The sequence below is a fragment of the Micromonospora sp. BQ32 genome, from assembly GCF_059358895.1.
On record NZ_JCADBI010000010.1, the window covers coordinates 213,658 to 234,939 of the forward strand.

Below are 21,282 nucleotides of genomic sequence, written 5' to 3' on the forward strand. Positions count from 1 at the left end.
GGCGCCGCACCCGCCGCCGGTTTGTGCGCACGCATGGCCCGCCGGCCTGTGCGCACGGCTTCTTAACGAGCGCTCAGCTTGTTACCGTGCCGATCATGCGTGCTGCCTTTGCCTCCCGCTTCGACGACGCCGACCCGCTCGCCGCGCTCACCGTCGGCGAGCGGCCCGAGCCGACCCCTCCGGCCGACGACTGGGTGACCGTGCAGTTGCGGGCCACCTCGCTCAACCACCACGACCTCTGGTCGCTGCGCGGGGTGGGTCTCACCGAGGCCCAACTGCCGATGATCCTGGGCTGCGACGCGGTCGGACTGGACCCGGAGGGACGCCCGGTGGTCGTGTACCCGGTGGTCGTCACACCGGGTGACCCGCGCGGGGTCTCCATCCTCTCCGAGCACTTTTCCGGGACGCTCGCCGAGCGGGTGGCCGTACCCCGATCGAATCTGATCCCGCTGCCCGACGGCATGGCGGCGACCGACGCGGCGTGCCTGCCCACGGCCTGGCTCACCGCGTGGCGGATGCTGACCACCAAGGGCCGCGTCGCGGACGCCGACAGCGTGCTGGTCCAGGGCGCGGGCGGCGGCGTGGCCACCGCGGCCGTCGCGCTCGCCGTCGCGATGGGCAAGCGGGTGTACGCGACCAGCCGCGACGCCAGCAAGCGGGAGCGGATCACCGCGCTCGGCGCCACCGCCTTCGAACCGGGTGCCCGGCTGCCGGAACGGGTGGACGTGGTGATCGAGACGGTCGGCGCGGCCACCTTCGACCACTCGCTGAAGTCGGCCGCGCCGATGGCCCGGATCGTGGTCTCCGGCGCCACCGCCGGGCACGAGCCGTCGGTCAACCTGCGCCGGGTCTTCGCGATGCAGCTGGAGATCCTGGGCACCTCGATGGGCACGCCCGGCGAGCTGTACGAGCTGCTGGCGTTCTGCTCGGACAACGAGGTGCGCCCGGTGGTGGACAGCGTCATCCCGTTCAGCCGGGTCGAGGACGCCTTCGCCCGACTGCACTCCGGCGACGCCTTCGGCAAGGTGGTCATCGACCACACGGCCTGACGCGCGTCGCGCGCTGCGCCCCAAGATCGCACAAGATCATGGAAACAGTGGCCTCCGCGTCGTGAGGAGGCCACTGTTTCCTGGTTACTGCGAGATCCTGAGCGGCCGGCGCGATCTTGAACGGCCGGCGCTGGTCGGCGCGGTCGGGCCTCAGAGGTGGTCGTCGAAGGTGGCGATGTCGCCACGCGTCGCGTCGGTGGGGATGCGCTTCTTGGCGTCCGCGTCGCCGTAGAGCGACCAGCGCAGGAACTCGACCGACGTGTCCGAGACGACCCGCAGCGTCGCGCCGTCGCTGAGCAGCGCCCGCCCGTGGTCACCCTTGGGCAGGCTCAGCATCGCCTTCGGCCAGGGCACCTTGTCGTACGCGGCCTTGCCCGCCGCGTACTCGACGACCTCGTCCAACTCACCGTGCACGAACAACTGCGGCGCGGCCGCACCGGCGAACGCGGTGCCCACGCCGAGCGCCGTGCCAGCGAACACCACACCCGCGTCCAGCCGCTCGTCCCGGCTCGCGGTGAACAGGCCGATGGTGGTCACCCCGCCCGCCGAGTGCCCGGCCGCGGCCACCCGCTCGCCGTCCAACCGGCCGCGCAACGCGTCGCCGGCCTTGCCGTCCAACGCCAGCACCTGGTCCAACGCGTACGACACGTCGGCGGGCTGGTTGAGCACGTCGAGGACGTTGTTGTCCGCGCCCCGGGAGGTGTGCGGGAAGGTCGGCGCGGCCACCACGAAGCCCGCCGCCGCCCAGCGGGTCAGCAGCGTGGCGTAGTCGTCCGGCCGCCCACCCAGGCCGTGACTGAACATCACCACCGGGAACCGGCCCTCCGCCGCCGTCGCCGACCGCTTGGCCGTGCCACCGGACTGCCCGGCCGCCGGGTACCAGAGCGTCGTCGGCAGCGCGCGGCCGTCCCGATTCAGCTTCAGTTGGCGTACGCCGACCCCGAAGGCGCGCTGCGGGGCCTTGCCGGCGGGGACCTGCGGTGTCGGCGTGGCGGCGGGCGGTGGTTCGACGGGCGCCTGCTGACCTTCGGTCTTTCTGGCGTCCGCCGAGCAGCCGACCAGACCGGCCATGAGCATGGCGCTGGCTAGCAGGGCGGGGGTGACGCGACGTGGCATGAATCCGATTGTGCCTTGCCCCGCAGACGTGCCCGGTGGACTTCGACGCGGTGTGCCCGCCCGCTCACCCAGCGCCGCGTGGCTGGTATCAGGCCGCGGCAGGTTCGGCGAGCGGGCGTCGCCGTCGTGCGGTGTCGGTCAGTGCGCGCGGGGGGAAGGCGGCATTGGGGTTGTACTGGTTCGTTCCGGAGCATCCCCGGCGGGCAGCGGGTGCGTCGGCCGGGTCAGTGGGCCGGGCGGGACTCGTAGCGGGTCAGGGTGGGGGAGCGGGCGTGGGTGGGGAGGCGGGCACCGGCGGCCCGGTCGCCGTAGAGGGCCCAGCGCAGGAAATCGGTGGTGGTGGCGAGCACCGGGGCGAACCCCGGGTGGCCCGGCGTCAGGTACGCGCCGTGGTCCTGGCCGAGCAGGCTGAGGAACGCGGCCGGCCCAGGGGTACGCGCGTACGCCGCCCGGCCGACCGTCACCGGCACCACCGGGTCGGCTGTGCCGTGCACGAAGAGCATCGGCGCGGCCGGCCCGGCGAAGCTGCCCGGCAGCCCACCCCCGGCGATCACGATCCAACGGGTGGTCAGGCCGGCGTGCAGCTCGGGCAGGCTGCCCAGGCCGTGGCTGTAGATCACGACCGGGAACCGCCCGGCCGCCACCTGATCGGTCGACGCCGGGTACCAGATCGTCACCGGCAGGGGGCGCGCCGAGCGCGGATCGAGGGTGAGCGTACGCACGCCGACGGCGTACAACCCCTCGGGCGCCCGACGCGCCGACACCGGCCCGGTGGCCCCGCCGGCCACGGCCGTGGCCGGCGCACAACCAGCCAGCAGCGCTGTCACCAGTACGGCCATCAGCCGGCCCGCCCCCATCGTGCCACGGTAGGTGCCCGGGCGGGCGTAGCGGCCCCGCCGTCCGGCTCGGGTGCACCCGCCACCCGGTCGGGTCACCTCCGCCGGCCGGGTCCACCCCCGGGACGCCGTGGGCCAGGGACGGTGCCGCGTGACCAGCTTCGCTAGGGTCACCGACATGCCTGAGAACTACACGGACCCCAGCGGCAACACCGAGGCGTTCCGCGCCTTCAACCAGACGACGGAGGCTGCGGCGTCGACGGAGGCCCCGTCCCGCCTGCCGCTCATCATCGGTGCGGCAGTGGTCGTCGTGGTGCTGGTGGCACTCGTCGCCTGGCTGGCGACCGGCTGATCTACTCGCCTGGCTGGTGACCGGCTGATCTACTCGCCTGGCTGGCGTCTCGCTGAACGGGCCTTACCGACTCGCGCGCACCCTCGGGCCTCCCGGGGGTGCGCGCCTCACCGGCGTCACGCCGCCCCGACCACGTCCCGGGTCTGGCGGGCGATCTCCCGCTCCTCGTCGGTGCGGATGACGCAGACGCTCACCTCGGCGCCATCGGGCGAGATCAACCGGTCGCCCTCGCCGTCGTTGCGGGCGTCGTCCACCGCGATGCCGAGCCGGCCCAGGCCGGCCAGCGCGGCGGCCCGCACCGGCGCGGCGTGCTCGCCGACCCCGGCGGTGAAGGTGATCGCGTCGACCCGGCCGAGCAGTGCGTAGTACGCCCCGACGTAGCCGGTGATGCGCCGGCAGTACACGTCGAAGGCCAGCGCCGCCGCCCGGTCACCGGCCGCCCGGCGTTCGAGCACCTCGCGCATGTCGTTGACGCCGGTCAGCCCGAGCAGGCCACTGCGGTGGTTGAGCAGGTCGTCGATGTCGTCCACCGACAGCCCGCCCTCCCGACGCAGGTGGAAGATCACAGTCGGGTCCACGTCGCCGCTGCGGGTCCCCATCACCAGCCCCTGCAACGGGGACATGCCCATCGAGGTGGCGACGCTGCGACCGCTCGCCACCGCGCAGGCGCTGGCCCCGTTGCCCAGGTGCAGGGTGATCGTGTTGACCTGCTCGTACGGGCGGCCCAGCAGCTCGGCGGTGCGCCGGGACACGTACGCGTGTGAGGTGCCGTGGAAGCCGTATCGGCGGATGTCGTACCGCTCGGCGATGTCCCGGTCGATCGCGTACGTCGCGGCGGCCTCCGGCAGGGTGTGGTGGAACGCGGTGTCGAAGACGGCGACCTGCGGGACGTCCGGCAGCGCCGCGCGGGCCACCTCGATGCCGGCCAGGTTGGCCGGGTTGTGCAGCGGGGCGAGCGGCACCAGGTCCTTGATCGCGGCCAGCACCGCGTCGTTGACCAGTACCGGCGCACTGAACGTCCGGCCACCGTGCACCACCCGGTGCCCGACCGCGGTCAGCCCGGCCAGGTCCAGCCCGTCCAGGATCTGCCGGACCGCCTCGGTGTGGTCCGCCGGACCGCCGCCGGGCTCACCGATCCGCTCGACCGTTCCGTGGTCGAGTGCCTGGTCATCGTCGTAGCGGCGCCACTTCACCGACGACGACCCGCAGTTGAGCACCAGCACCCGACTCACGACGCCTCCTCGGTGGCCGCCTGGATGGCGGTGATCGCCACCGTGTTGACGATGTCCGGCACCGTGGCGCCCCGGGACAGGTCGTTCACCGGTCGGCGCAGGCCCTGCATGACCGGGCCGACGGCGACCGCCCCGGCCGAGCGCTGCACCGCCTTGTACGTGTTGTTGCCGGTGTTCAGGTCCGGGAAGATGAAGACCGTGGCGTGGCCGGCGACCGGGCTGTCGGGCAGCTTCGTGGCCGCCACCGCCGGGTCGATCGCCGCGTCGTACTGGATGGGCCCCTCGACCAGCAGGTCGGGCCGGCGCTCCCGGACCAGCCCGGTGGCCGCGGCGACCTTCTCCACGTCCGCGCCGGCGCCGGAGCTGCCGGTGGAGTACGACAGCATGGCCACCCGGGGCTCGATGCCGAACCGGGCGGCGGTGTCGGCCGACGAGATCGCGATGTCGGCGAGCTGGGTCGCGTCCGGGTCGCGGTTGACCGCGCAGTCGCCGTAGACCAGCACCCGGTCGGCGAGCAACATGAAGAAGACGCTGGAGGCCACCGAGACGTCCGGCAGCGTACGGATGATCTCGAACGCCGGCCGGATGGTCGCGGCGGTGGTGTGCGTCGCGCCGGAGACCATGCCGTCGGCCCGGCCGGTGGCGACCATCAGGGTGCCGAAGTAGTTGGGTTGCGCCACGATGTCGTGCGCCAACTCGGCGGTGACGCCACGGTGGGCGCGCAGCCGCGCGTACTCGGCGGCGAAGTCGTCGCGCCACCCGCTGGTGCCCGGGTCGACCACGTGCGCGTCGCCGAGGTCGATGCCCAGCTCGCGGGTGCGCCGGGAAATGTCGTCCGGCCGACCGAGCACCGTCAGCTCGGCCACGCCACGGCGCAGCAGGATCTCCGCCGCGCGCAGGATCCGCTCGTCGGTGCCCTCCGGCAGCACCAGGTGTCGCGGCTTCGAGCGGGCCCGGTCGATCAGCTCGTTCTCGAACATCAGAGGGGTGACCCGCGCCGACCGGCTGACCCGCAGCCGACGGGCCAGGTCGTCGGTGTCCACACAGCGTTCGAACGCGCCGAGCGCGGCCTCGACCTTGCGGGGATTGGCCGCGCTGGGCCGGCCCTCGATGCGGCTGGACGCGGCCACCGTGTCGTAGCTGTCGCTGCGTACGGAGAGCACCGCCAGCCCGGTGTTGAGCCCTTCCACCAGCCGCATGACCCTGGGGTCGGGCTGCTCGCCGAGGGTGAGCACCAGCCCGGCCACCGACACCTGCCCCGCCACGTGCGCGGCGCTCGCGGCGACGAGCAGGTCGGCCCGGTCCCCTGGGGTGATCACCAGGGCGCCTTCGGTGAGGTGGCCCAGCAGGGTCGGCACATGCGCCGCGCCGACCACGAAATCCAGCACGTCGCGACCGAGCGCGGCCTCGTCCCCGGCCAGCAGGGTGGCGCCGAGCGCTGCCGCCACCTCGGCCACCGTCGGCGCCGACACCGTCGGCACCTCCGGGATGGCGTACGCGGGGACCGGCAGGTCGGGCAACGTCATCGGCCCGGGCACCCGGTTGGCGATCACCGCGAGCACGGTCGCGCCCAGGTCGGCCAGATCGTGGTACGCCCCCCGCACGGCCGACGCGATCGCGGCCGGCTCCTGCCCGAAGCCGTCCACCACGGGCACCACCACGCTGCCGAACTCGGTGGCCAGCCGGGCGTTGAAGGCCAGTTCCCGGGGGCGGGCCGGATCGCCCGGGTCGTCGAAGTCGCTGCCCACCACGACCACCGCCGGGCACTGCCGCTCCACCGCCCGGTAGCGCTCGACGATGGCGGAGATCAGCTCTTCCCGTCGGCCGTCGGCGACCAGCGCGGCAGCGTCGGCGTAGCTCGCCCCGGCCAGCTCGGACAGCGGCACCTCGACCCGGTACCGCTCGCTGAGCAGGGCGAGGATCGGGTCCTGGCCGGTGTCGGCCACCAACGGCCGGAACACGCCGATCCGCCCGACCTGGCGGGACAGCAACTCCGCCAACCCGAGGGCGATGGTCGACTTGCCCCCGCCGGACCCCACGCTCGTCAGATACACACTTCGGGCCACAGCCCCACCCTAGAAGATCGCAAGGCCCCCCACCCGGGCCCTCCGCCCCTGCCGACCCAACCCCCGGCCCCGCGGGCCCCACCCCTCGCCCCGGTGATCATGGAGTTATCGCCCGACACACCGACGACACGCGCGGACAACTTCATGATCAACGCGTGGGGTGGGGTGGGTGGGGGATCGGGTTGGGGTTAGGCGTCTTCGTCGTCGGGGTCGTCCAGGCGGGCCAGGTAGGTGGCCAGGCGCTCGATGGGGGTTTCGAAGTCGGGGTTGAGGTCGACGAAGTCGCGCAGGCGCTCGCCGAGCCACTCCAGGGTCACCTGCTCTTCGCCCCGGCGTTCGACCAGCTCTTCGATGCCACGGTCGGTGAAGTACATGGGTACGTCCTTGTGCTCGACCCGGCTCGGGCCGGGCGGATGGTGGGTGGGCGGATGGTGGGTGGTCCACCGGCCGACGGGTGGACCGGCGGGACCTACGAGAGCCGGGGCAGGACCGTGGTGAAACGGCCCTGCCCCGGCTCCTCGCGGTGCGGTCAGGTCACGGGCGGGGGAGAGCCGCCTCGATCAGCGCGTTCTGCTCGACCTCGTGGGTCTTGGCCGAGCCGACCGCCGGGGCGGCCGCGGCCGGGCGGGAGATCCGCCGCAGCCGAACGTCCGTGAGGTGCTCCAGCAGGTTGAGCGCGACGAACGACCAGCCACCCTGGTTGGCCGGCTCCTCCTGCACCCAGGCGAAGTCCTCCGCGTTCGGGAACTGCGCGAGCGCGGCCCGGATCTCCTCCACCGGCAGCGGGTACAGCTGCTCAAGCCGCAGGATCGCGGTGTCGGTGACGCCGCGCTCCTGCCGGGCCTGGAACAGGTCGTAGTAGACCTTGCCGGAGCAGAGCAGCACCCGCTTCACGGCCTCCGGCGTCGGGGCGGCGGTGTCGCGCAGCACCGGCTGGAAGGTGCCGGTGGTGAAGTCCTCCACCGACGAGACGCAGAGCTTGTGCCGCAGCAGCGACTTCGGCGTGAACACCACCAGCGGCTTGCGCTTGGGCGACAGGGCTTGGCGGCGCAGCAGGTGGAAGTAGTTCGCCGGGGTGGTCGGGATGGACACCCGCATGTTGTCCTCGGCGCACATCTGCAGGAACCGCTCCGGCCGGCCGGAGGTGTGGTCCGGGCCCTGACCCTCGTGGCCGTGCGGCAGCAGCAGGGTGATGGCGGAGCGCTGGCCCCACTTCACCTCGCCGGACGAGATGAACTCGTCGATCACCGACTGGGCGCCGTTGACGAAGTCGCCGAACTGGGCCTCCCAGGCGACGAGGGCGTTGATGTTCTCCACCGAGTAGCCGTACTCGAAGCCCATCGCCGCGTACTCGCTGAGCAGCGAGTCGTGCACGAAGAACCGGGAGCGGTCGCCGTCACTGGTGAGCGACTTCAGCGGCAGGTAGTCGTCGCCGGTGCGGGAGTCGACCACCGAGGCGTGCCGCTGGACGAACGTGCCGCGACGCGAGTCCTGTCCGGCGAGCCGGACGGTGACCCCGTCGTGCAGCAGCGCCCCGAGCGCGATGATCTCGCCGAAGCCCCAGTCGATGTTGCCCTCGACGGACATCTTGGCCCGCCGGTCCAGCAGTTGCTGGATTCGCTTGTGCGGGGTGAAGCCCTCCGGCAGGTTGATGTGCGCCTCACCGATGGCCTTGACCACTGACGCGTCGGTGGCGGTGTCGACCTGCGGCTCCGGCTCCTCCTCGCGGCGCGGCCGGTTGAGCTGGCGCGGTGCCGCAGCGGCGTCCCGGGTGGCCTTGAAGACCTTCTCCAGCTGCGCCTGGTAGTCGCGCAGCAGCTCCTCCGCGTCCTCCACGGTGATGTCGCCGCGACCGATCAGCTCCTCGGTGTAGAGCTTGCGGACCGAGCGCTTCGAGTCAATGATCTTGTACATCTGGGGGTTGGACATCGACGGGTCGTCGCCCTCGTTGTGCCCGCGCCGGCGGTAGCAGACCATGTCGATCACGACGTCCTTGTTGAACGTCTGCCGGTATTCGAACGCCAGCCGGGCCACCCGGACCACGGCCTCCGGGTCGTCGCCGTTGACGTGGAAGATCGGCGCCTGGATCATCCGCGCCACGTCGGTGCTGTAGAGGCTGGACCGGCTGTACTCCGGTGCGGTGGTGAAGCCGACCTGGTTGTTCACCACCACGTGCACGGTGCCGCCGGTGCGGTAGCCGCGCAGCTGCGACAGGTTGAGCGTCTCGGCGACCACGCCCTGCCCGGCGAAGGCGGCGTCACCGTGCACCGCCAGCGGCAGCACGGTGTAGCCCTCCAGCTTGAGGTCGATCCGGTCCTGCTTGGCCCGGACGATGCCCTCCAGCACCGGGTCGACGGCCTCCAGGTGCGACGGGTTGGCCACCACCGACACCTTGACCGCGTGCTGGCCGTCCGGGGTGGTGAACTTGCCGTTCTGGCCCAGGTGGTACTTCACGTCGCCGGAGCCCTGCGTCGAGCGCGGGTCCAGATGCCCCTCGAACTCCGAGAAGATCTTCTCGTACGGCTTGCCGACGATGTTGGCCAGCACGTTGAGCCGACCCCGGTGGGCCATGCCGATGACGACCTCGTCCAGCCCGTTCTCGGCGGACGACTCGAGCACCTCACCGAGCAGCGGGATCAGCGACTCGCCGCCCTCCAGCGAGAAGCGCTTCTGGCCGACGTACTTGGTCTGCAGGAAGGTCTCGAACGCCTCGGCGGCGTTGAGCCGGTTGAGCACGTGCTTCTGCTCGTCGGCGGACGGCTTCTCGTACTTGCGCTCGATCCGTTCCTGGACCCAGCGCCGCTCCTCCGGGTCCTGGATGTGCATGTACTCGATGCCGACCCGGCGGCAGTACGAGTCGCGCAGCACGCCGAGGATCTCCCGCAGCTTCATCCGCTGCCGGCCGGCGAAGCCGTTGACCGGGAACTCGCGGTCCAGGTCCCACAGGGTGAGCCCGTGCTGGAGAACGTCCAGGTCGGGATGCTTGCGGATTTTGAATTCCAGCGGGTCGGTGTCGGCCATCAGGTGACCGCGCACCCGGTACGCGTGGATCAGCTCGTGCACCCGCGCGGTCTTGTTGATCTGACCCTCGGAGTTGACGGCGACATCGCGCATCCAGCGCACCGGCTCGTACGGGATGCGCAGCGCGGTGAAGATCTGGTCGTAGAAGCCGTGCTCGCCCAGGATCAGCTCGTGCATGACCTTGAGGAACTCGCCGGACTGCGCGCCCTGGATGACCCGGTGGTCGTACGTGCTGGTCAGCGTGATGATCTTGCTGACCGCCAGCTCGGCCAGCGTGGCCTCGGACATTCCCTGGTACGGGGCCGGGTACTCCATCGCGCCGACGCCGATGATCGCGCTCTGCCCCTGCATGAGCCGCGGCATCGAGTGCACGGTGCCGATGCCGCCCGGGTTGGTCAGCGAGATCGTGGTGCCGGAGTAGTCCTCCATGGTCAGCTCATTGCGCCGCGCCCGTCGGACCACGTCCTCGTACGCCTGCCAGAACTGCCGGAAGTCCATCTGCTCGCAGCCCTTGATGGAGGGGACCACCAGGTTGCGGCTGCCGTCCGGCTTGGCCAGGTCGATCGCGATGCCGAGGTTGACGTGTGCCGGGCGGACCAGCGCCGGCTTGCCGTTGGCCTCGGCGAAGGAGTTGTTCATCTCGGGGTGCTGGACCAGCGCCCGCACCATCGCGTAGCCGACCAGGTGGGTGAAGCTGACCTTGCCGCCCCGCCCACGGGCGAGGTGGTTGTTGATCACGATGCGGTTGTCCACCAGCAGCTTGGCCGGGACCGCGCGCACGCTGGTCGCGGTCGGCACGCTCAGCGAGGCGTCCATGTTCTGGACGATCTTCGCCGCGACGCCCCGCAACGGCGTGGTCTGCGGGCCTTCGGCGCTCGGTGCGGCGGCCTTGGCGGCCGGCTTGGCCGGGGCGGCCTTCTCCGGCGTGGCCTTCGGCGTGGCCGGAGCGGCAGCCTTGGCCGGGGCGGCGGGCTTGGCCGGCGTCGGCTGGGCGGCGGCCGGCTTGCTCGCGGTCGCCGGCTTGGCCGGGGCGCTCGGCTGGGCGACCGTGGCGGCTGCCTCCGGCTGGCCGTCCGGCTCCGGGGCGGCGGCCGGCTTGTCCGACGATTCGGCGCCGGACGGGGTGCCCGCCCCTGGTGCCGGCCGGTAGTCGGCGAAGAAGTCGTGCCAGGCCGAATCGACGCTCGATGGGTCGGCGAGGTAACGCTGGTACATCTCCTCGACGATCCACTCATTCGGGCCGAAACCCGCCAGTGGGTTCTCCTGCGAAGTCTGCTGGGTCGACACGGCCGGTAATCGCCTCTTTCACGCGGGTTTGTGTGGCACGCGGTGTGTCCCGTCGCGCCCGATTAGGAGCACGGACTGGACGGCTCCCAGGCTACGCCGTACCGATCCCGCAGGCATTTCCGCCTCGGTCCCGTGGCCGGTTTCACAGAAGATGCCAGAAGTTCAGCAACGCCTGCGCGCTCTGTCGACGACTGCTACGCGAACCGGGGTGGCGGCCGTGCCGCCGCCACCCCGGGACCGTCAGGAGATGTCGCGTCGACGCATCAGCAGGGTGCCGATCACGCCGGTCACCACCGCGTACCCGATGAGCACGGCGGCGCCGGCCCAGCGCGGCGGGTTGCCGGGGATGACCGCCCCGGTGACCATCAGCGACGAGGCCAGCGACGGCACCAGCAGTTGCAGATTGTTGATCCAGTCACCCCAGCGCTCGGCCAGGATGCTGATCACCACGATGGCGCCGATCGAGCCACCCAGGTAGAGCAGGATGCCGGTCACTGTGGCGCCGATCTGGCTGCGGATCAGCACGCCGATGCCGACGCCGAACACCGCCCAGAGCAGGTACGCGAGCAGGTTCAACCCGATCGCCCGCCAGGCCGCGTCGTTGCCCAGTTGGGAGTCCATCCCGATCGCGTTCAGCACCGCCGACCCGGCGACCAGGTTGAACGCGGTGGTCACCAGCCAGAACAGCAGCGCCAGCACGCCGGCCGCGACCAGCTTGGCGCTCATCACGGCGGTGCGGTGCGGGTTGGTGAGGAACGTGGTGGTCACCGTCTGGTGGAAGAACTCGCTGGTCACCACGATGATGCCGAGCAGCATCACGATCAGCAGGCCGAAGAACTGCCCGGTGGTGAACAGGTTCGCCGACAGGGCGTCCGGGTGGGCCGCCGCCGCAAAGGTGTCGGCCTGGTCGGGCGGCACGTCGCCGAGGTTGCCGCTGGTCAGGGTGTCGGCCTGCAACCAGTTGATGAGCAGGGTGAGCGCCCAGAGCGGCAGGCTGATCAGCGCGAAGATCCACCAGGTGTTGGTGGTACGGATCTTGAGTAGCTCGGATCGGACCAGGTTCATCGGATGCCCGCCTTTCCGGCCGTCAGCTCCAGGAAGACCCGTTCCAGATCGGGCCGTTCGGTGGTCAGTTCGTGCAGCTCCACCCCGGCGGCGAGGGCGGACCGGCCGATCGTCGGGGCGTCCACCCCGCCGACCAGCAGCACACCGTGCTCGTCGGTCTCGATGGTCGCCGACTGCGCCTTCAGGGCGGTGGTCAGCGCCTCGGCCTGCGGGGTGCGGACCCGGACCCGGGCGCCCTGCGCCATCGAACCGAGCACCTGCTCGACCGGACCCTGCCGGATCAGCTGCCCGGCCGCGATGATCACCACGTCGTCGGCGAGCAGCTGCATCTCCGACAGCAGGTGGCTGGAGACCAGCACCGTACGGCCCTCGTGGGCGAGGTTCTTGAGGAACCCACGCATCCACCGGATGCCCTCCGGGTCCAGCCCGTTGGCCGGCTCGTCGAGGATCAGCACGCGGGGGTCACCGAGCATCGCGGCGGCGATGCCGAGCCGCTGCTTCATGCCGAGCGAGTAACCCTTGAACTTGCGCTTCGCCGCCGGGCTCAGCCCGACCAGGGCCAGCGCCTCGTCGGCACGCTGCTTGGGCAGCCCGGCCGCCGCGCAGATCACCCGGAGGTGGTTGATGCCGGTGCGGCCCTTGTGCGCGCTGGACGCCTCCAGCACCGCTCCGACCTGCCGCAGCGGGTCGGCGAGATCGGCGTACCGCTGACCGCCGATGGTGGCCGTGCCGGCGGTCGGCGTGACCAGATTCAGCAGCATGCGCAGCGTGGTGGTCTTGCCGGCGCCGTTCGGGCCGAGGAAGCCGGTCACCCGCCCCGGTGCCACGGTGAAGGACAGGTTGTTCACCGCCCGGACGCTCTTGTACTGCTTCGTCAGACCGGACACCACGATCTGACCGTCGCTGGTGGGGCTTCGCTGCCCGTCAGTCATCGTTCTCCTCCCGTGTGTGGCGTCGAGGTACGCCGTGGCACAGCGTGACGGCCCGTGGCAGCAAGGTCAATCAGGCGCGGTCAGTACGTTCGCCTCCGTCGCGGGGTGGAGGCGACTCATCCCTGCGGACGACGGCCGGGCTCAGCGGGCGATCCAGGTTGCCCGGGCCGCGCCGAGCAACGCGCCGTCCGGGCCGTACAGGCTGGTGTGCACGAGCGCCTTGCGCCCATCGACGCGGAGCAACGCCCCGGTCACCACGCACTCGTCGCCCGGTTCGGGAAGCGCCGCGACCGCGGCGGCGATCCGGCCGAGCAGGTACGGGCGGCCCGGCGCGAGCACCGCCCAACCGCCGGGGCAGTCCAGCGCTGCCCAGACCGTGGCCGCGCTGACCTGCGCGGGCACGCGGAACGGCGCGGCGGTTCGGCCATCGGGCAGCCGACCGGGGAAGATCCGCAGCCCGTCGGCCCGCTCCGGCCCGCACACGTAGCAGCTGGGGAACGGGTGCTCGACCAGGCCGGGGTAGCGGGCCGCGGCGGCCACCGCCGTGCCCAGGTCGACCGGGGGTACGACCGCATCGATCACCCCGGCCGGGCGCACCTCGGCCACCAGCTCGCCGGCGGGGTCCCGGACCTCGCCGTCGACCAGGGTCAGCTCGGTCTCCAGTGGTGGCGGCCGGCGCAGCGTCACCTCGACCGGCTCGCTGCCGCCCGCCCCGGCGGCGAAGATCCCCGCGCTCCAGCCGCCGTTGCCGGAGCCGGTGGGCCCGTTGTAGCGGGGTTCGATGCGCATCGTCGACCTCCGATGGTGCGTGTCGGCGCCTTCGCCGGCCTGCCCGGGCAGCCTCGCACGGTCTGAGCCGGGCGTCGCTAGCGGTCTCGCCTGCCGGCGTTCATCCGATCGACACCAGTGGTCCCCGTGAATGGCAACCCGGGCACCTACACAGATCCCATGGCCGTTCTGCATGCCGCTGGCGCACCCCTGAAGACCAGCGGATACACCCTGCTGATCGCCGACGACCCCACCCAGGTCGCGGCCGCGCAACGCCTGCGCCACGAGGTGTTCGCCACCGAACTCGGCGCCACCCTCCTTCCTGGCGAGGCCGGGTTGGACGTGGACCCCTTCGACGCGTACTGCGACCACCTGATCGTCCGCGAGGACAGCACCGGTGAGGTGGTCGGTACGTACCGGCTGCTGCCGCCGGGGCGCACCACCCGGCGCTACGCCGAGGACGAGTTCGACCTGAGCCCGCTCGACCCGCTGCGCGGCGACCTGGTCGAGGCGGGTCGGTCCTGCGTACACCCGGACCACCGCTCCGGCGCGGTGATCAACCTGATGTGGGCCGGCATCATCCGGTACCTGCACCTGCGTGGCTCCCGCTGGCTCGGCGGATGCGCGTCCGTGCCGGTGGCCGACGGCGGGCGGACGGTCGCCGAGGTGTGGACCCAGGCCCGGGCCCGGCACCTGTCGCCGCCGCCGCTGCGGGTCCGCCCGTTGCGGCCCTGGTTCACCGAGGCGGCTGCCGCCGGCCCGGTCGCCGCTGCCCCGACCGGACGGGTCGCGTTTCCGCCGCTGCTACGGGGCTACCTCCGGCTCGGCGCGTGGATCTGCGGCGAGCCGGCGTACGACCCCGACTTCGGGTGCGCGGACTTCTACGTCCTCTTTTCCCTGGACCGGATGAACCCGCGCTACCTGCGGCACTTCCTGGGCGGAGAGCAGCGGTGACCGCCGCCCAGCGCGACCTGTGGCGGCCCTCCTCCGGCTGCGACGACGACTGCCTGCCGGCGGCCGGCGAGGTGCCCACGGTGCCGGTGGCCCGCCGGGTGCTCCGGCTGGTCGCGGCGCTCGGCATGCTGCTGGCCGGGATCCCGGTGGTGCTGCTGCTCCCGGTGCTCCCCACCCGGGAACGGCGGGCGCTGGTCAGCGGCTGGGCCCGGGCCACCGCGCGCGCCTTCGGCGTCCGCCTCGTGGTCAAGGGTCGGCTGCCCCGGCGGCGTGCGCTGCTGGTCGCCAACCACGTCTCCTGGCTGGACATCCTCGCCGTGTTGGCGGTCGCGCCCACCCGGATGGTGGCGAAACGGGAGATCCGCTCGTGGCCGGTGGTCGGTCTGCTGGCCGCGGCGGCGGGCACGGTCTTCGTGGACCGCGCCCGCCCGCTGGCGCTGCCGAGGACCGTCAGCCGGGTCGCCGACGCGCTGCGCGCCGGGCGGTCGGTGGCGGTCTTTCCGGAGGGTACGACGTGGTGTGCCGGAAACGGTGCCACCGACTGCCGTCCCGGCGGTGGTTTCCGGCCCGCGACGTTCCAGGCGGCGATCGACACGGGCAGCCCGGTCGTGCCGTTGCGGCTCACCTATCGCTGTGCGGCCACCGGGTCGACCACCACGGTGGCCGCCTTCCTCGGTGCGGACACCCTGCTGCGCTCGATGGCCAGGGTGGCCGCGGCGCGGGAACTGGTGGTCTCGGTGACGATCGCCGGGGCGCTGCACCCGGCCCGCGACGCCGATCGGCGGTTGCTGGCCCGGGCCGCCGAGTCGGCCGTACACCTGGTGCCCACGGCGGCTGTCGTGGCGCGGGCCCGGCTGCGACCGGTGCCGACGGTGACTCCGGCCGGTCCCGTGCCGAAGCCCGCCGCCGGCAGCGGCCTCGACCTGGCGGCCTGAGGAAGACCCCCACCCTGGTACGAGACTCACGACAGTCTTGTGGTGTCGCGATGTATCGCGTTACAGTCTCCTCTGTTCGGCGTGCCTCCCGCGCGTCGTCGAGAGGGGGACGCCATGGCCGGATGGACGGTCGAGAGCCCGCAACGGCTCACCCTGGACGCTCCGGTCATCCGGCTGGACGTTCGACTGATCAGTGGGCGGCTCAACGTGGTCGCCACCGACGGACCGACCCGGATCGACGTGACCCAGGTCGGCCGTCGGCCGGTCCTGATCGACCACACCGACGGCCGGCTCAGCATCCGTCAGGAGCGCGGTCGGGGCTGGTCGGACGTCCTGCGGTGGTTCCGGATGATCCACCGCTACCCCCGGGTGGACGTCTCCATCGCCGTGCCCGCCGACGTCCTCGCCGATCTGGGCCTGGTCGCGGGTTCGCTGGTCGCCTCCGGCCTGCGCCGGCAGACCACCGTCAACGTCGTCGCCGGCCAGATCACCCTGATGGGCCTGCGCGGCAACACCTCCGCGAAGCTCACCTCGGGGCCGGTGGAGGCGCTCGGCGTCCGCGGCGACCTCACCCTGGAGACGGTCTCCGGGGAGGTGATCCTCGCCGACAGCGCCGCCGACCGGGTGCGGGCCCAGACCGTCTCCGGCGCCATCACCTGCGACCTGGACAACCCCCGAGGCAGCGAGATCCGGTTGACCACCATCTCGGGCAGCATCACCGTCCGGGTCCGCGAGGACAGCGACCTCGCCGTCCAGCTCAACACCGCCTCCGGCCGCATCACCAGCGGCTTTCCCCAGCTGCGCACCTCGAAGTTCCCACTGCCCAGCAGCGAGGGGGTGCTCGGCGCCGGCGAAGGTAAGCTCTGGGCTTCCGCGACCTCGGGGAGCATCGCCCTGCTCGCCCGAGCGGTCGACGACGACGGGGAGGAGCTGCCGTGACCGCCGTGTTCAGCCACGGGCGGCTCCGGCTCTACCTGCTCAAGCTCCTCGACGACGGCCCGAAGCACGGCTACGAGCTGATCCGCCTGCTGGAGGACCGGTTCCTCGGGCTGTACGCGCCCAGCGCCGGCACCATCTACCCCCGCCTGCAACGGCTGGAGGTCGAGGGCCTGGTCAGCCACACCGCGGCCGGCGGCCGCAAGACGTACGACATCACCGACGCCGGTCGTGCCGAGCTGCGCCAGCGGGCCGACGAGTTGACCGCGCTGGAGACGGACATCGCCGCCTCGGTGGCGGACCTCTCCAGCCTGGCCGGTGAGATCCGCAGCGAGGTACGCGGGTCGGTCCGCGACCTCAAGCGGGAGCTGAGCGAGGCCACCCGACAGACCCGGCGGACCCGGTGGGAATCACCAGCACCGCCGCCCCGGCCGGCGTCGACCGCCGGGCCGCAGGCCGAGCTGCTCGACGAGCTGGACCAGCGGCTGGGAGCGTTCACCGACGAGGTGGGCCGGCTGTTGCGCGCCCGACAGTTCAGCGACACCCAGCTGCGTACCGCGATCCGGCTGCTCGACGGCGCCCTCGACGGGCTGCGTCGCCTGCTGCGCTGAGCGGCGTCGCCGGACGGCCGGCGACTCACAGGGTTTTTCCAGGAAGCGTCCAGCGCTGGCGCAGTGACGTCACCGATGATGGGCCCCATGCCCGCTACCCAGACCGAGGCGCGTCTGCTCGTCGTCGAGGACGACCCCAACATCCTCGAACTGCTCTCCGCGAGCCTGCGGTTCGCGGGCTTCGACGTGGCCACCGCGACAAGTGGAAGCGCGGCGCTCAACGCCGCCAAGGACCACCGGCCCGACCTGGTGGTGCTCGACGTGATGCTCCCCGACCTGGACGGCTTCGAGGTCATCCGGATGCTCCGCGAAGGCGGCACGCGTACCCCGGTGGTGTTCCTGACCGCGCGGGACGCGACCGACGACAAGATCCGTGGGCTGACCCTGGGCGGCGACGACTACGTCACGAAGCCGTTCAGCCTGGAGGAGTTGACCGCCCGGATCCGCGCCGTCCTGCGCCGCACCACGACCGGCGAGCAGGCGCCGTCCCGGCTCACCTTCGCCGACCTGGAGTTGGATGAGGAGACCCACGAGGTGCACCGGGCCGGCCAGCGGGTGCAGCTCTCGCCGACCGAGTTCAAGCTGCTGCGGTACCTGATGCTCAACGCCAACCGGGTGCTGTCCAAGGCGCAGATCCTCGACCACGTCTGGAACTACGACTTCCGTGGCGACGACAACATCGTCGAGTCCTACATCTCGTACCTGCGGCGCAAGGTCGACACCACCCAACCCCGGTTGATCCACACTCTCCGCGGCGTCGGGTACGTGCTGCGCAAGCCGGCGGCGTGAACGCGGTCCAGCAGGCGAAGGGACGGGTGCGCAGCGTTCCACTGCGGGTGAAGCTGGTCACCTCGGTGCTCGCGTTGGTCGCCGTCGCGCTTCTGGTGATCAGCTCGTTGACCGCGTACTTCCTCCGCAACTACCTGGTCACCCAGGTCGACGCCGAGTTGAGCAGCTCGGCGCGCACCCTCGAGACCGCGGTGTTGACCGCGGGGCAGGGGCGGTTGGGCATTCCGACCGACTACCTGGTGGTGGTCATCAGCCCGAGTGACGGCAAGGCGCCCTTCTACTGGTTCGACGACAAGCGGTTCGACATCGCCGACCTTCCCACGTGGCCGTCGGACGCCGCCGGTTTCGAGAAGCTGGAGGGTGATCCCTTCACCGTCCGGGCTCGGGACAGCAAGGTGCGCTGGCGGGTGCTCTACACCGAGCTGCCCAACGGTCAACTCGCGGCCGTCGGCCAGCACCTCACCGATGTCGACCTGGCCGTGAATCGGCTGGTCTGGATCGACCTGCTGGTCGGCGGCGCGGTGCTGATCCTGCTGGCCTCGGTCGGCGCCGCGATCGTCCGGACCAGCCTCAAACCCCTCGTCGAAATCGAACAGACCGCCGCCGCGATCGCCGGCGGTGACCTGACCCGCCGGGTGCCCGACCCGGAGGAGGGCCAGGCCGAACCGACCTCGGAGCTGGGCCGGCTCTCCCGTGCGCTGAACGCGATGCTCACCCAGATCGAGGCGGCGTTCACCGCCCGAGCCGCGTCGGAGACCTCGGCCCGCTGGGCGGAGAGCGCCGCCCGGGATGCCGCCGCCGCCGCTCAGGCGTCCGAGGCGCGGGCCATCCGCTCCGAGGAGCGGATGCGACAGTTCGTCGCTGACGCCTCGCACGAGCTGCGGACTCCGCTGACCACCATTCGTGGCTTCGCCGAGCTGTACCGGCAGGGTGCGGCCAGCGCGCCGGAGCAGACCGCCGGTCTGCTGCGCCGCATCGAGGACGAGGCGGCGCGGATGGGGCTGCTGGTGGAGGACCTGCTGCTGCTCGCCCGGCTGGACATGGAACGGCCGCTCTCGCTGACCCCGGTGGAGCTGCCGGTGCTCGCCTCCGACGCGGTGCAGGCCGCCCGGGCGATGGCACCGGACCGGCGGATCGAGCTGGAGATCGCGCCCGAATCGGGCCCACTCGTCGTCTCCGCCGACGACGCGCGGCTGCGGCAGGTGATCGGCAACCTGGTCACCAACGCGCTCACCCACACCCCACCGGAGGCCGAGATCCGGGTACGGCTGCGCGCCGAACCCGGTGGCTTCGCCGTCGTGGAGGTCGCCGACACCGGTCCCGGACTGTCGACGGAGCAGGCGGAACGGGTCTTCGAGCGGTTCTACCGGGCCGACGCGGCCCGTACCCGACGGGCCGACGGCAACACCGGCACCGGTCTCGGTCTGGCCATCGTGGCGGCGCTGGTCGCCGCCCACCACGGCTCGGTCGAGGTGGCCGAGACGCCCGGCGGTGGGGCCACCTTCCGGGTCCGGCTGCCGCTGCTGCCGCAGGTCGACGGGGTGGGCGAGTGACTTTCAGCCAACTTCCAGGACGGTTCCAGGTTGATTGCAGTGCCGGGGGAGAAGGTAGTGCCATGACCGAGTTCGAGTCCGACCCGCAGCGCCGGCCGGCCCCCACCGACGCCGAGCCGTCGCACCCCACCGCCGAGCTGCCGCGCGACGAGCGCGTGCAGTCCGACTCCCCAACCACCCCCGTACCGGTCGTCTCGACCGGCGGCGACCCGACGGTCGCCTCCACCGCCGGTGACCCGGACACCACCGCCGTCACCACCGCCGCCGCGCCCGCCGGTCAGCCGGCCGCCGCTCAGCCCACCGGGTACGAGCCGTCGACCGGCTACGAGCGCCCGGCCGCCACTGCGTCCGCGCCGCCGTACCCGGTCTCCGGTCACCCGGCGCCCGGCCAGTCCGGCTACCCGCAGCCGACCGCCGGCCACTACCCCGGTGCCCCCTGGTACCCGGGGCAGCAGTCCGGCTGGGCCGGCGGGGGCCAGCCGGGCATGGCGTACGCCCAGCACCAGCAGCACCCCGGGCAGCACGCCCAGCACCCTGGACAGCACCCTCAGCACCTCGGGCAGCACCCTCAGCACCCGGGCCAGCCGGTCCCGCCGTGGGGCCCGCAGGTCGCGCCGCCCGGCAGCGGCCCCCGACCGGGCCGGATCGCCAAGTTCGCCGGCGCCGGCGTCGCGGTGTTCGCCCTGATGCTCGGTTCCGGCGTGGCCGGTGGGGCGCTCGCGCTCGCCCTCGACGGCGACAGCGGCGGTATCACCCGCACCTACTCAGCGGCTCCGGTGATCAATGGCGCCGACCTGCCGAAGATCGCCGCGTCGGTGCAGGACAGCGTCGTCTCGATCACCACCGGCAGCGGTGAGGGCTCCGGGGTGGTGCTCAGCGCCGACGGGTACGTGCTGACCAACAACCACGTGGTCGCGTCCGCCGCTGGCGACGCGGTGCGGGTGGTCTTCGCCGACGGCAAGACCGCCGACGCGAAGATCATCGGTACCGACCCGAAGACCGACCTGGCCGTGGTGAAGGCCAGCGGGGTGAGCGACCTCAAGCCGGCCAAGTTCGGCGACAGCGACGCCATGCAGGTCGGCGACCAGGTGCTCGCCCTGGGCAGCCCGCTCGGCCTGCAGGGTTCGGTGACCTCGGGCATCCTCAGCGCCCGGGACCGCACCATCCGGGCCGGCGAGGGCCAGCAGCAGGACCCGACCCAGCAGAGCCAGCCGGTTAGCTCGATCTCCGGCCTGCTCCAGACGGACGCGCCGATCAACCCCGGCAACTCCGGTGGCGCGCTGGTCAACACCCGAGGCGAGGTGATCGGCGTCAACACCGCCATCGCGACCTCCGGGCAGAGCACCGGCAACATCGGTGTCGGGTTCGCCATCCCCAGCAACAAGGCCAAGGACGTCGCGGGCAAGCTCCAGCGTGGAGAGAAGGTCAGCCACCCGTCGCTCGGGGTCGGCGTCAACCAGGCCGAGGGCGGCGGCGCGCTCGTCGCGTCGGTCACCCCGGGCAGCCCGGCGGAGAAGGCCGGCCTCCAGCGCGGCGACGTCGTCACCCGGTTCGGCGACAAGCCGGTCAACGACTCGGACGACCTGGTGGGCGCGGTGCAGGCCGGCAAGGTCGGCGACCGGGTCGAGGTGCAGTTCAAGCGCAACGGTGCCGAGAAGTCGGTGACCGTGACGCTCGCCGAGACGTCCTAACCACCATCTGAACCTGCTTCCTCCCTCCGGCGGCGGGTGGCGGGGCCGAGGGGGTCGGCTCCGTCACCCGCCGCTTCTTTCCGCCGGAC

The 21,282-nt window shown here is 72.1% G+C and carries 18 protein-coding genes; 9 read left to right on the forward strand and 9 right to left on the reverse strand.

Annotated features, from left to right (window positions below; translation table 11 throughout):
- The first annotated feature begins 86 nt into the window (after nt 1–86).
- Nucleotides 87–1,049, forward strand: coding sequence for a zinc-binding dehydrogenase (locus tag AC5L30_RS20435; protein ID WP_494869133.1), 963 nt, complete (start codon nt 87–89; stop codon nt 1,047–1,049).
- Between the two features lie 150 nt (nt 1,050–1,199).
- On the opposite strand, the gene AC5L30_RS20440 is transcribed toward AC5L30_RS20435, so the two are convergent.
- Both AC5L30_RS20440 and AC5L30_RS20445 read right to left on the reverse strand, forming a co-directional pair.
- Nucleotides 1,200–2,165: an alpha/beta hydrolase family protein gene (locus tag AC5L30_RS20440; RefSeq protein WP_494869134.1), complete on the reverse strand. Its 966-nt coding sequence runs from the start codon at nt 2,163–2,165 to the stop codon at nt 1,200–1,202.
- 224 nt (nt 2,166–2,389) lie between these two features.
- Entirely contained in the window at nt 2,390–3,022 is a 633-nt protein-coding gene (locus AC5L30_RS20445) for an alpha/beta hydrolase (protein ID WP_494869196.1), read from the reverse strand.
- Nucleotides 3,023–3,179: 157 nt separating this feature from the next.
- On the opposite strand from AC5L30_RS20445, the gene AC5L30_RS20450 reads away from it, so the two are divergent.
- A complete protein-coding gene (locus AC5L30_RS20450; protein ID WP_494869135.1) occupies nt 3,180–3,353 on the forward strand; it encodes a hypothetical protein in 174 nt (57 codons plus the stop codon).
- Between the two features lie 116 nt (nt 3,354–3,469).
- Here AC5L30_RS20450 and AC5L30_RS20455 read toward each other — a convergent pair whose 3' ends face one another.
- The 7 genes from AC5L30_RS20455 to AC5L30_RS20485 all read right to left on the reverse strand — a co-directional run bounded on the left by AC5L30_RS20455 (nt 3,470) and on the right by AC5L30_RS20485 (nt 13,745).
- Nucleotides 3,470–4,585, reverse strand: a complete 1,116-nt coding sequence (locus tag AC5L30_RS20455; RefSeq protein ID WP_494869136.1) for an acetate/propionate family kinase — start codon at nt 4,583–4,585, stop codon at nt 3,470–3,472.
- The gene (pta, locus tag AC5L30_RS20460; protein WP_494869138.1) at nt 4,582–6,651 is read right to left on the reverse strand and encodes a phosphate acetyltransferase; all 2,070 of its coding nucleotides are present in this window, start codon (nt 6,649–6,651) and stop codon (nt 4,582–4,584) included. Before pta ends, AC5L30_RS20455 begins: the two co-directional genes overlap by 4 nt.
- Before the next feature lie 188 nt (nt 6,652–6,839).
- Nucleotides 6,840–7,025 carry a DUF6104 family protein gene (locus AC5L30_RS20465; protein ID WP_030490374.1) on the reverse strand — a complete coding sequence of 62 codons (186 nt, stop codon included), beginning with the start codon at nt 7,023–7,025 and terminating at the stop codon, nt 6,840–6,842.
- Nucleotides 7,026–7,185: 160 nt separating this feature from the next.
- Nucleotides 7,186–10,959, reverse strand: coding sequence for a multifunctional oxoglutarate decarboxylase/oxoglutarate dehydrogenase thiamine pyrophosphate-binding subunit/dihydrolipoyllysine-residue succinyltransferase subunit (locus AC5L30_RS20470; protein ID WP_494869139.1), 3,774 nt, complete (start codon nt 10,957–10,959; stop codon nt 7,186–7,188).
- A gap of 240 nt (nt 10,960–11,199) precedes the next feature.
- Nucleotides 11,200–12,024: a DUF2705 family protein gene (locus AC5L30_RS20475; RefSeq protein ID WP_494869141.1), complete on the reverse strand. Its 825-nt coding sequence runs from the start codon at nt 12,022–12,024 to the stop codon at nt 11,200–11,202.
- Complete coding sequence (locus AC5L30_RS20480; protein ID WP_494869142.1) at nt 12,021–12,956, reverse strand: ABC transporter ATP-binding protein; 936 nt, start codon at nt 12,954–12,956, stop codon at nt 12,021–12,023. Before AC5L30_RS20480 ends, AC5L30_RS20475 begins: the two co-directional genes overlap by 4 nt.
- A gap of 141 nt (nt 12,957–13,097) precedes the next feature.
- Nucleotides 13,098–13,745, reverse strand: a complete 648-nt coding sequence (locus AC5L30_RS20485; protein ID WP_494869143.1) for a hypothetical protein — start codon at nt 13,743–13,745, stop codon at nt 13,098–13,100.
- A gap of 159 nt (nt 13,746–13,904) precedes the next feature.
- Between AC5L30_RS20485 and AC5L30_RS20490 the strand changes: the two genes are divergently transcribed.
- The 7 genes from AC5L30_RS20490 to AC5L30_RS20520 all read left to right on the forward strand — a co-directional run bounded on the left by AC5L30_RS20490 (nt 13,905) and on the right by AC5L30_RS20520 (nt 21,193).
- Nucleotides 13,905–14,678: a GNAT family N-acetyltransferase gene (locus AC5L30_RS20490; protein ID WP_494869144.1), complete on the forward strand. Its 774-nt coding sequence runs from the start codon at nt 13,905–13,907 to the stop codon at nt 14,676–14,678.
- Nucleotides 14,675–15,613: a lysophospholipid acyltransferase family protein gene (locus AC5L30_RS20495; RefSeq protein WP_494869145.1), complete on the forward strand. Its 939-nt coding sequence runs from the start codon at nt 14,675–14,677 to the stop codon at nt 15,611–15,613. Before AC5L30_RS20490 ends, AC5L30_RS20495 begins: the two co-directional genes overlap by 4 nt.
- Nucleotides 15,614–15,727: 114 nt before the next feature.
- On the forward strand, nt 15,728–16,552 hold the full coding sequence (locus AC5L30_RS20500) for a DUF4097 family beta strand repeat-containing protein (RefSeq protein WP_494869146.1): 825 nt from the start codon (nt 15,728–15,730) through the stop codon (nt 16,550–16,552).
- Complete coding sequence (locus AC5L30_RS20505; protein ID WP_494869147.1) at nt 16,549–17,160, forward strand: PadR family transcriptional regulator; 612 nt, start codon at nt 16,549–16,551, stop codon at nt 17,158–17,160. Before AC5L30_RS20500 ends, AC5L30_RS20505 begins: the two co-directional genes overlap by 4 nt.
- An 87-nt stretch (nt 17,161–17,247) precedes the next feature.
- The gene (locus AC5L30_RS20510; RefSeq protein ID WP_030336721.1) at nt 17,248–17,949 is read left to right on the forward strand and encodes a response regulator transcription factor; all 702 of its coding nucleotides are present in this window, start codon (nt 17,248–17,250) and stop codon (nt 17,947–17,949) included.
- Nucleotides 17,946–19,502, forward strand: coding sequence for a sensor histidine kinase (locus AC5L30_RS20515; protein ID WP_494869149.1), 1,557 nt, complete (start codon nt 17,946–17,948; stop codon nt 19,500–19,502). The genes AC5L30_RS20510 and AC5L30_RS20515 overlap by 4 nt, the downstream gene beginning before the upstream one ends.
- Before the next feature lie 62 nt (nt 19,503–19,564).
- Complete coding sequence (locus AC5L30_RS20520) at nt 19,565–21,193, forward strand: S1C family serine protease (RefSeq protein WP_494869150.1); 1,629 nt, start codon at nt 19,565–19,567, stop codon at nt 21,191–21,193.
- The last annotated feature ends 89 nt before the right edge of the window (nt 21,194–21,282 follow it).

What these genes read in the sequence shown, in the direction of transcription:
- AC5L30_RS20440 (WP_494869134.1), bottom strand. Translation starts at nt 2,165, where the DNA reads ATGCCACGTCGCGTCACCCCCGCCCTGCTAGCCAGCGCCATGCTCATG.
- AC5L30_RS20445 (WP_494869196.1), bottom strand. Translation starts at nt 3,022, where the DNA reads ATGGGGGCGGGCCGGCTGATGGCCGTACTGGTGACAGCGCTGCTGGCT.
- AC5L30_RS20450 (WP_494869135.1), top strand. Translation starts at nt 3,180, where the DNA reads ATGCCTGAGAACTACACGGACCCCAGCGGCAACACCGAGGCGTTCCGC.
- AC5L30_RS20465 (WP_030490374.1), bottom strand. Translation starts at nt 7,025, where the DNA reads ATGTACTTCACCGACCGTGGCATCGAAGAGCTGGTCGAACGCCGGGGC.
- AC5L30_RS20475 (WP_494869141.1), bottom strand. Translation starts at nt 12,024, where the DNA reads ATGAACCTGGTCCGATCCGAGCTACTCAAGATCCGTACCACCAACACC.
- AC5L30_RS20480 (WP_494869142.1), bottom strand. Translation starts at nt 12,956, where the DNA reads ATGACTGACGGGCAGCGAAGCCCCACCAGCGACGGTCAGATCGTGGTG.
- AC5L30_RS20485 (WP_494869143.1), bottom strand. Translation starts at nt 13,745, where the DNA reads ATGCGCATCGAACCCCGCTACAACGGGCCCACCGGCTCCGGCAACGGC.
- AC5L30_RS20490 (WP_494869144.1), top strand. Translation starts at nt 13,905, where the DNA reads ATGGCCGTTCTGCATGCCGCTGGCGCACCCCTGAAGACCAGCGGATAC.
- AC5L30_RS20500 (WP_494869146.1), top strand. Translation starts at nt 15,728, where the DNA reads ATGGCCGGATGGACGGTCGAGAGCCCGCAACGGCTCACCCTGGACGCT.
- AC5L30_RS20510 (WP_030336721.1), top strand. Translation starts at nt 17,248, where the DNA reads ATGCCCGCTACCCAGACCGAGGCGCGTCTGCTCGTCGTCGAGGACGAC.
- AC5L30_RS20520 (WP_494869150.1), top strand. Translation starts at nt 19,565, where the DNA reads ATGACCGAGTTCGAGTCCGACCCGCAGCGCCGGCCGGCCCCCACCGAC.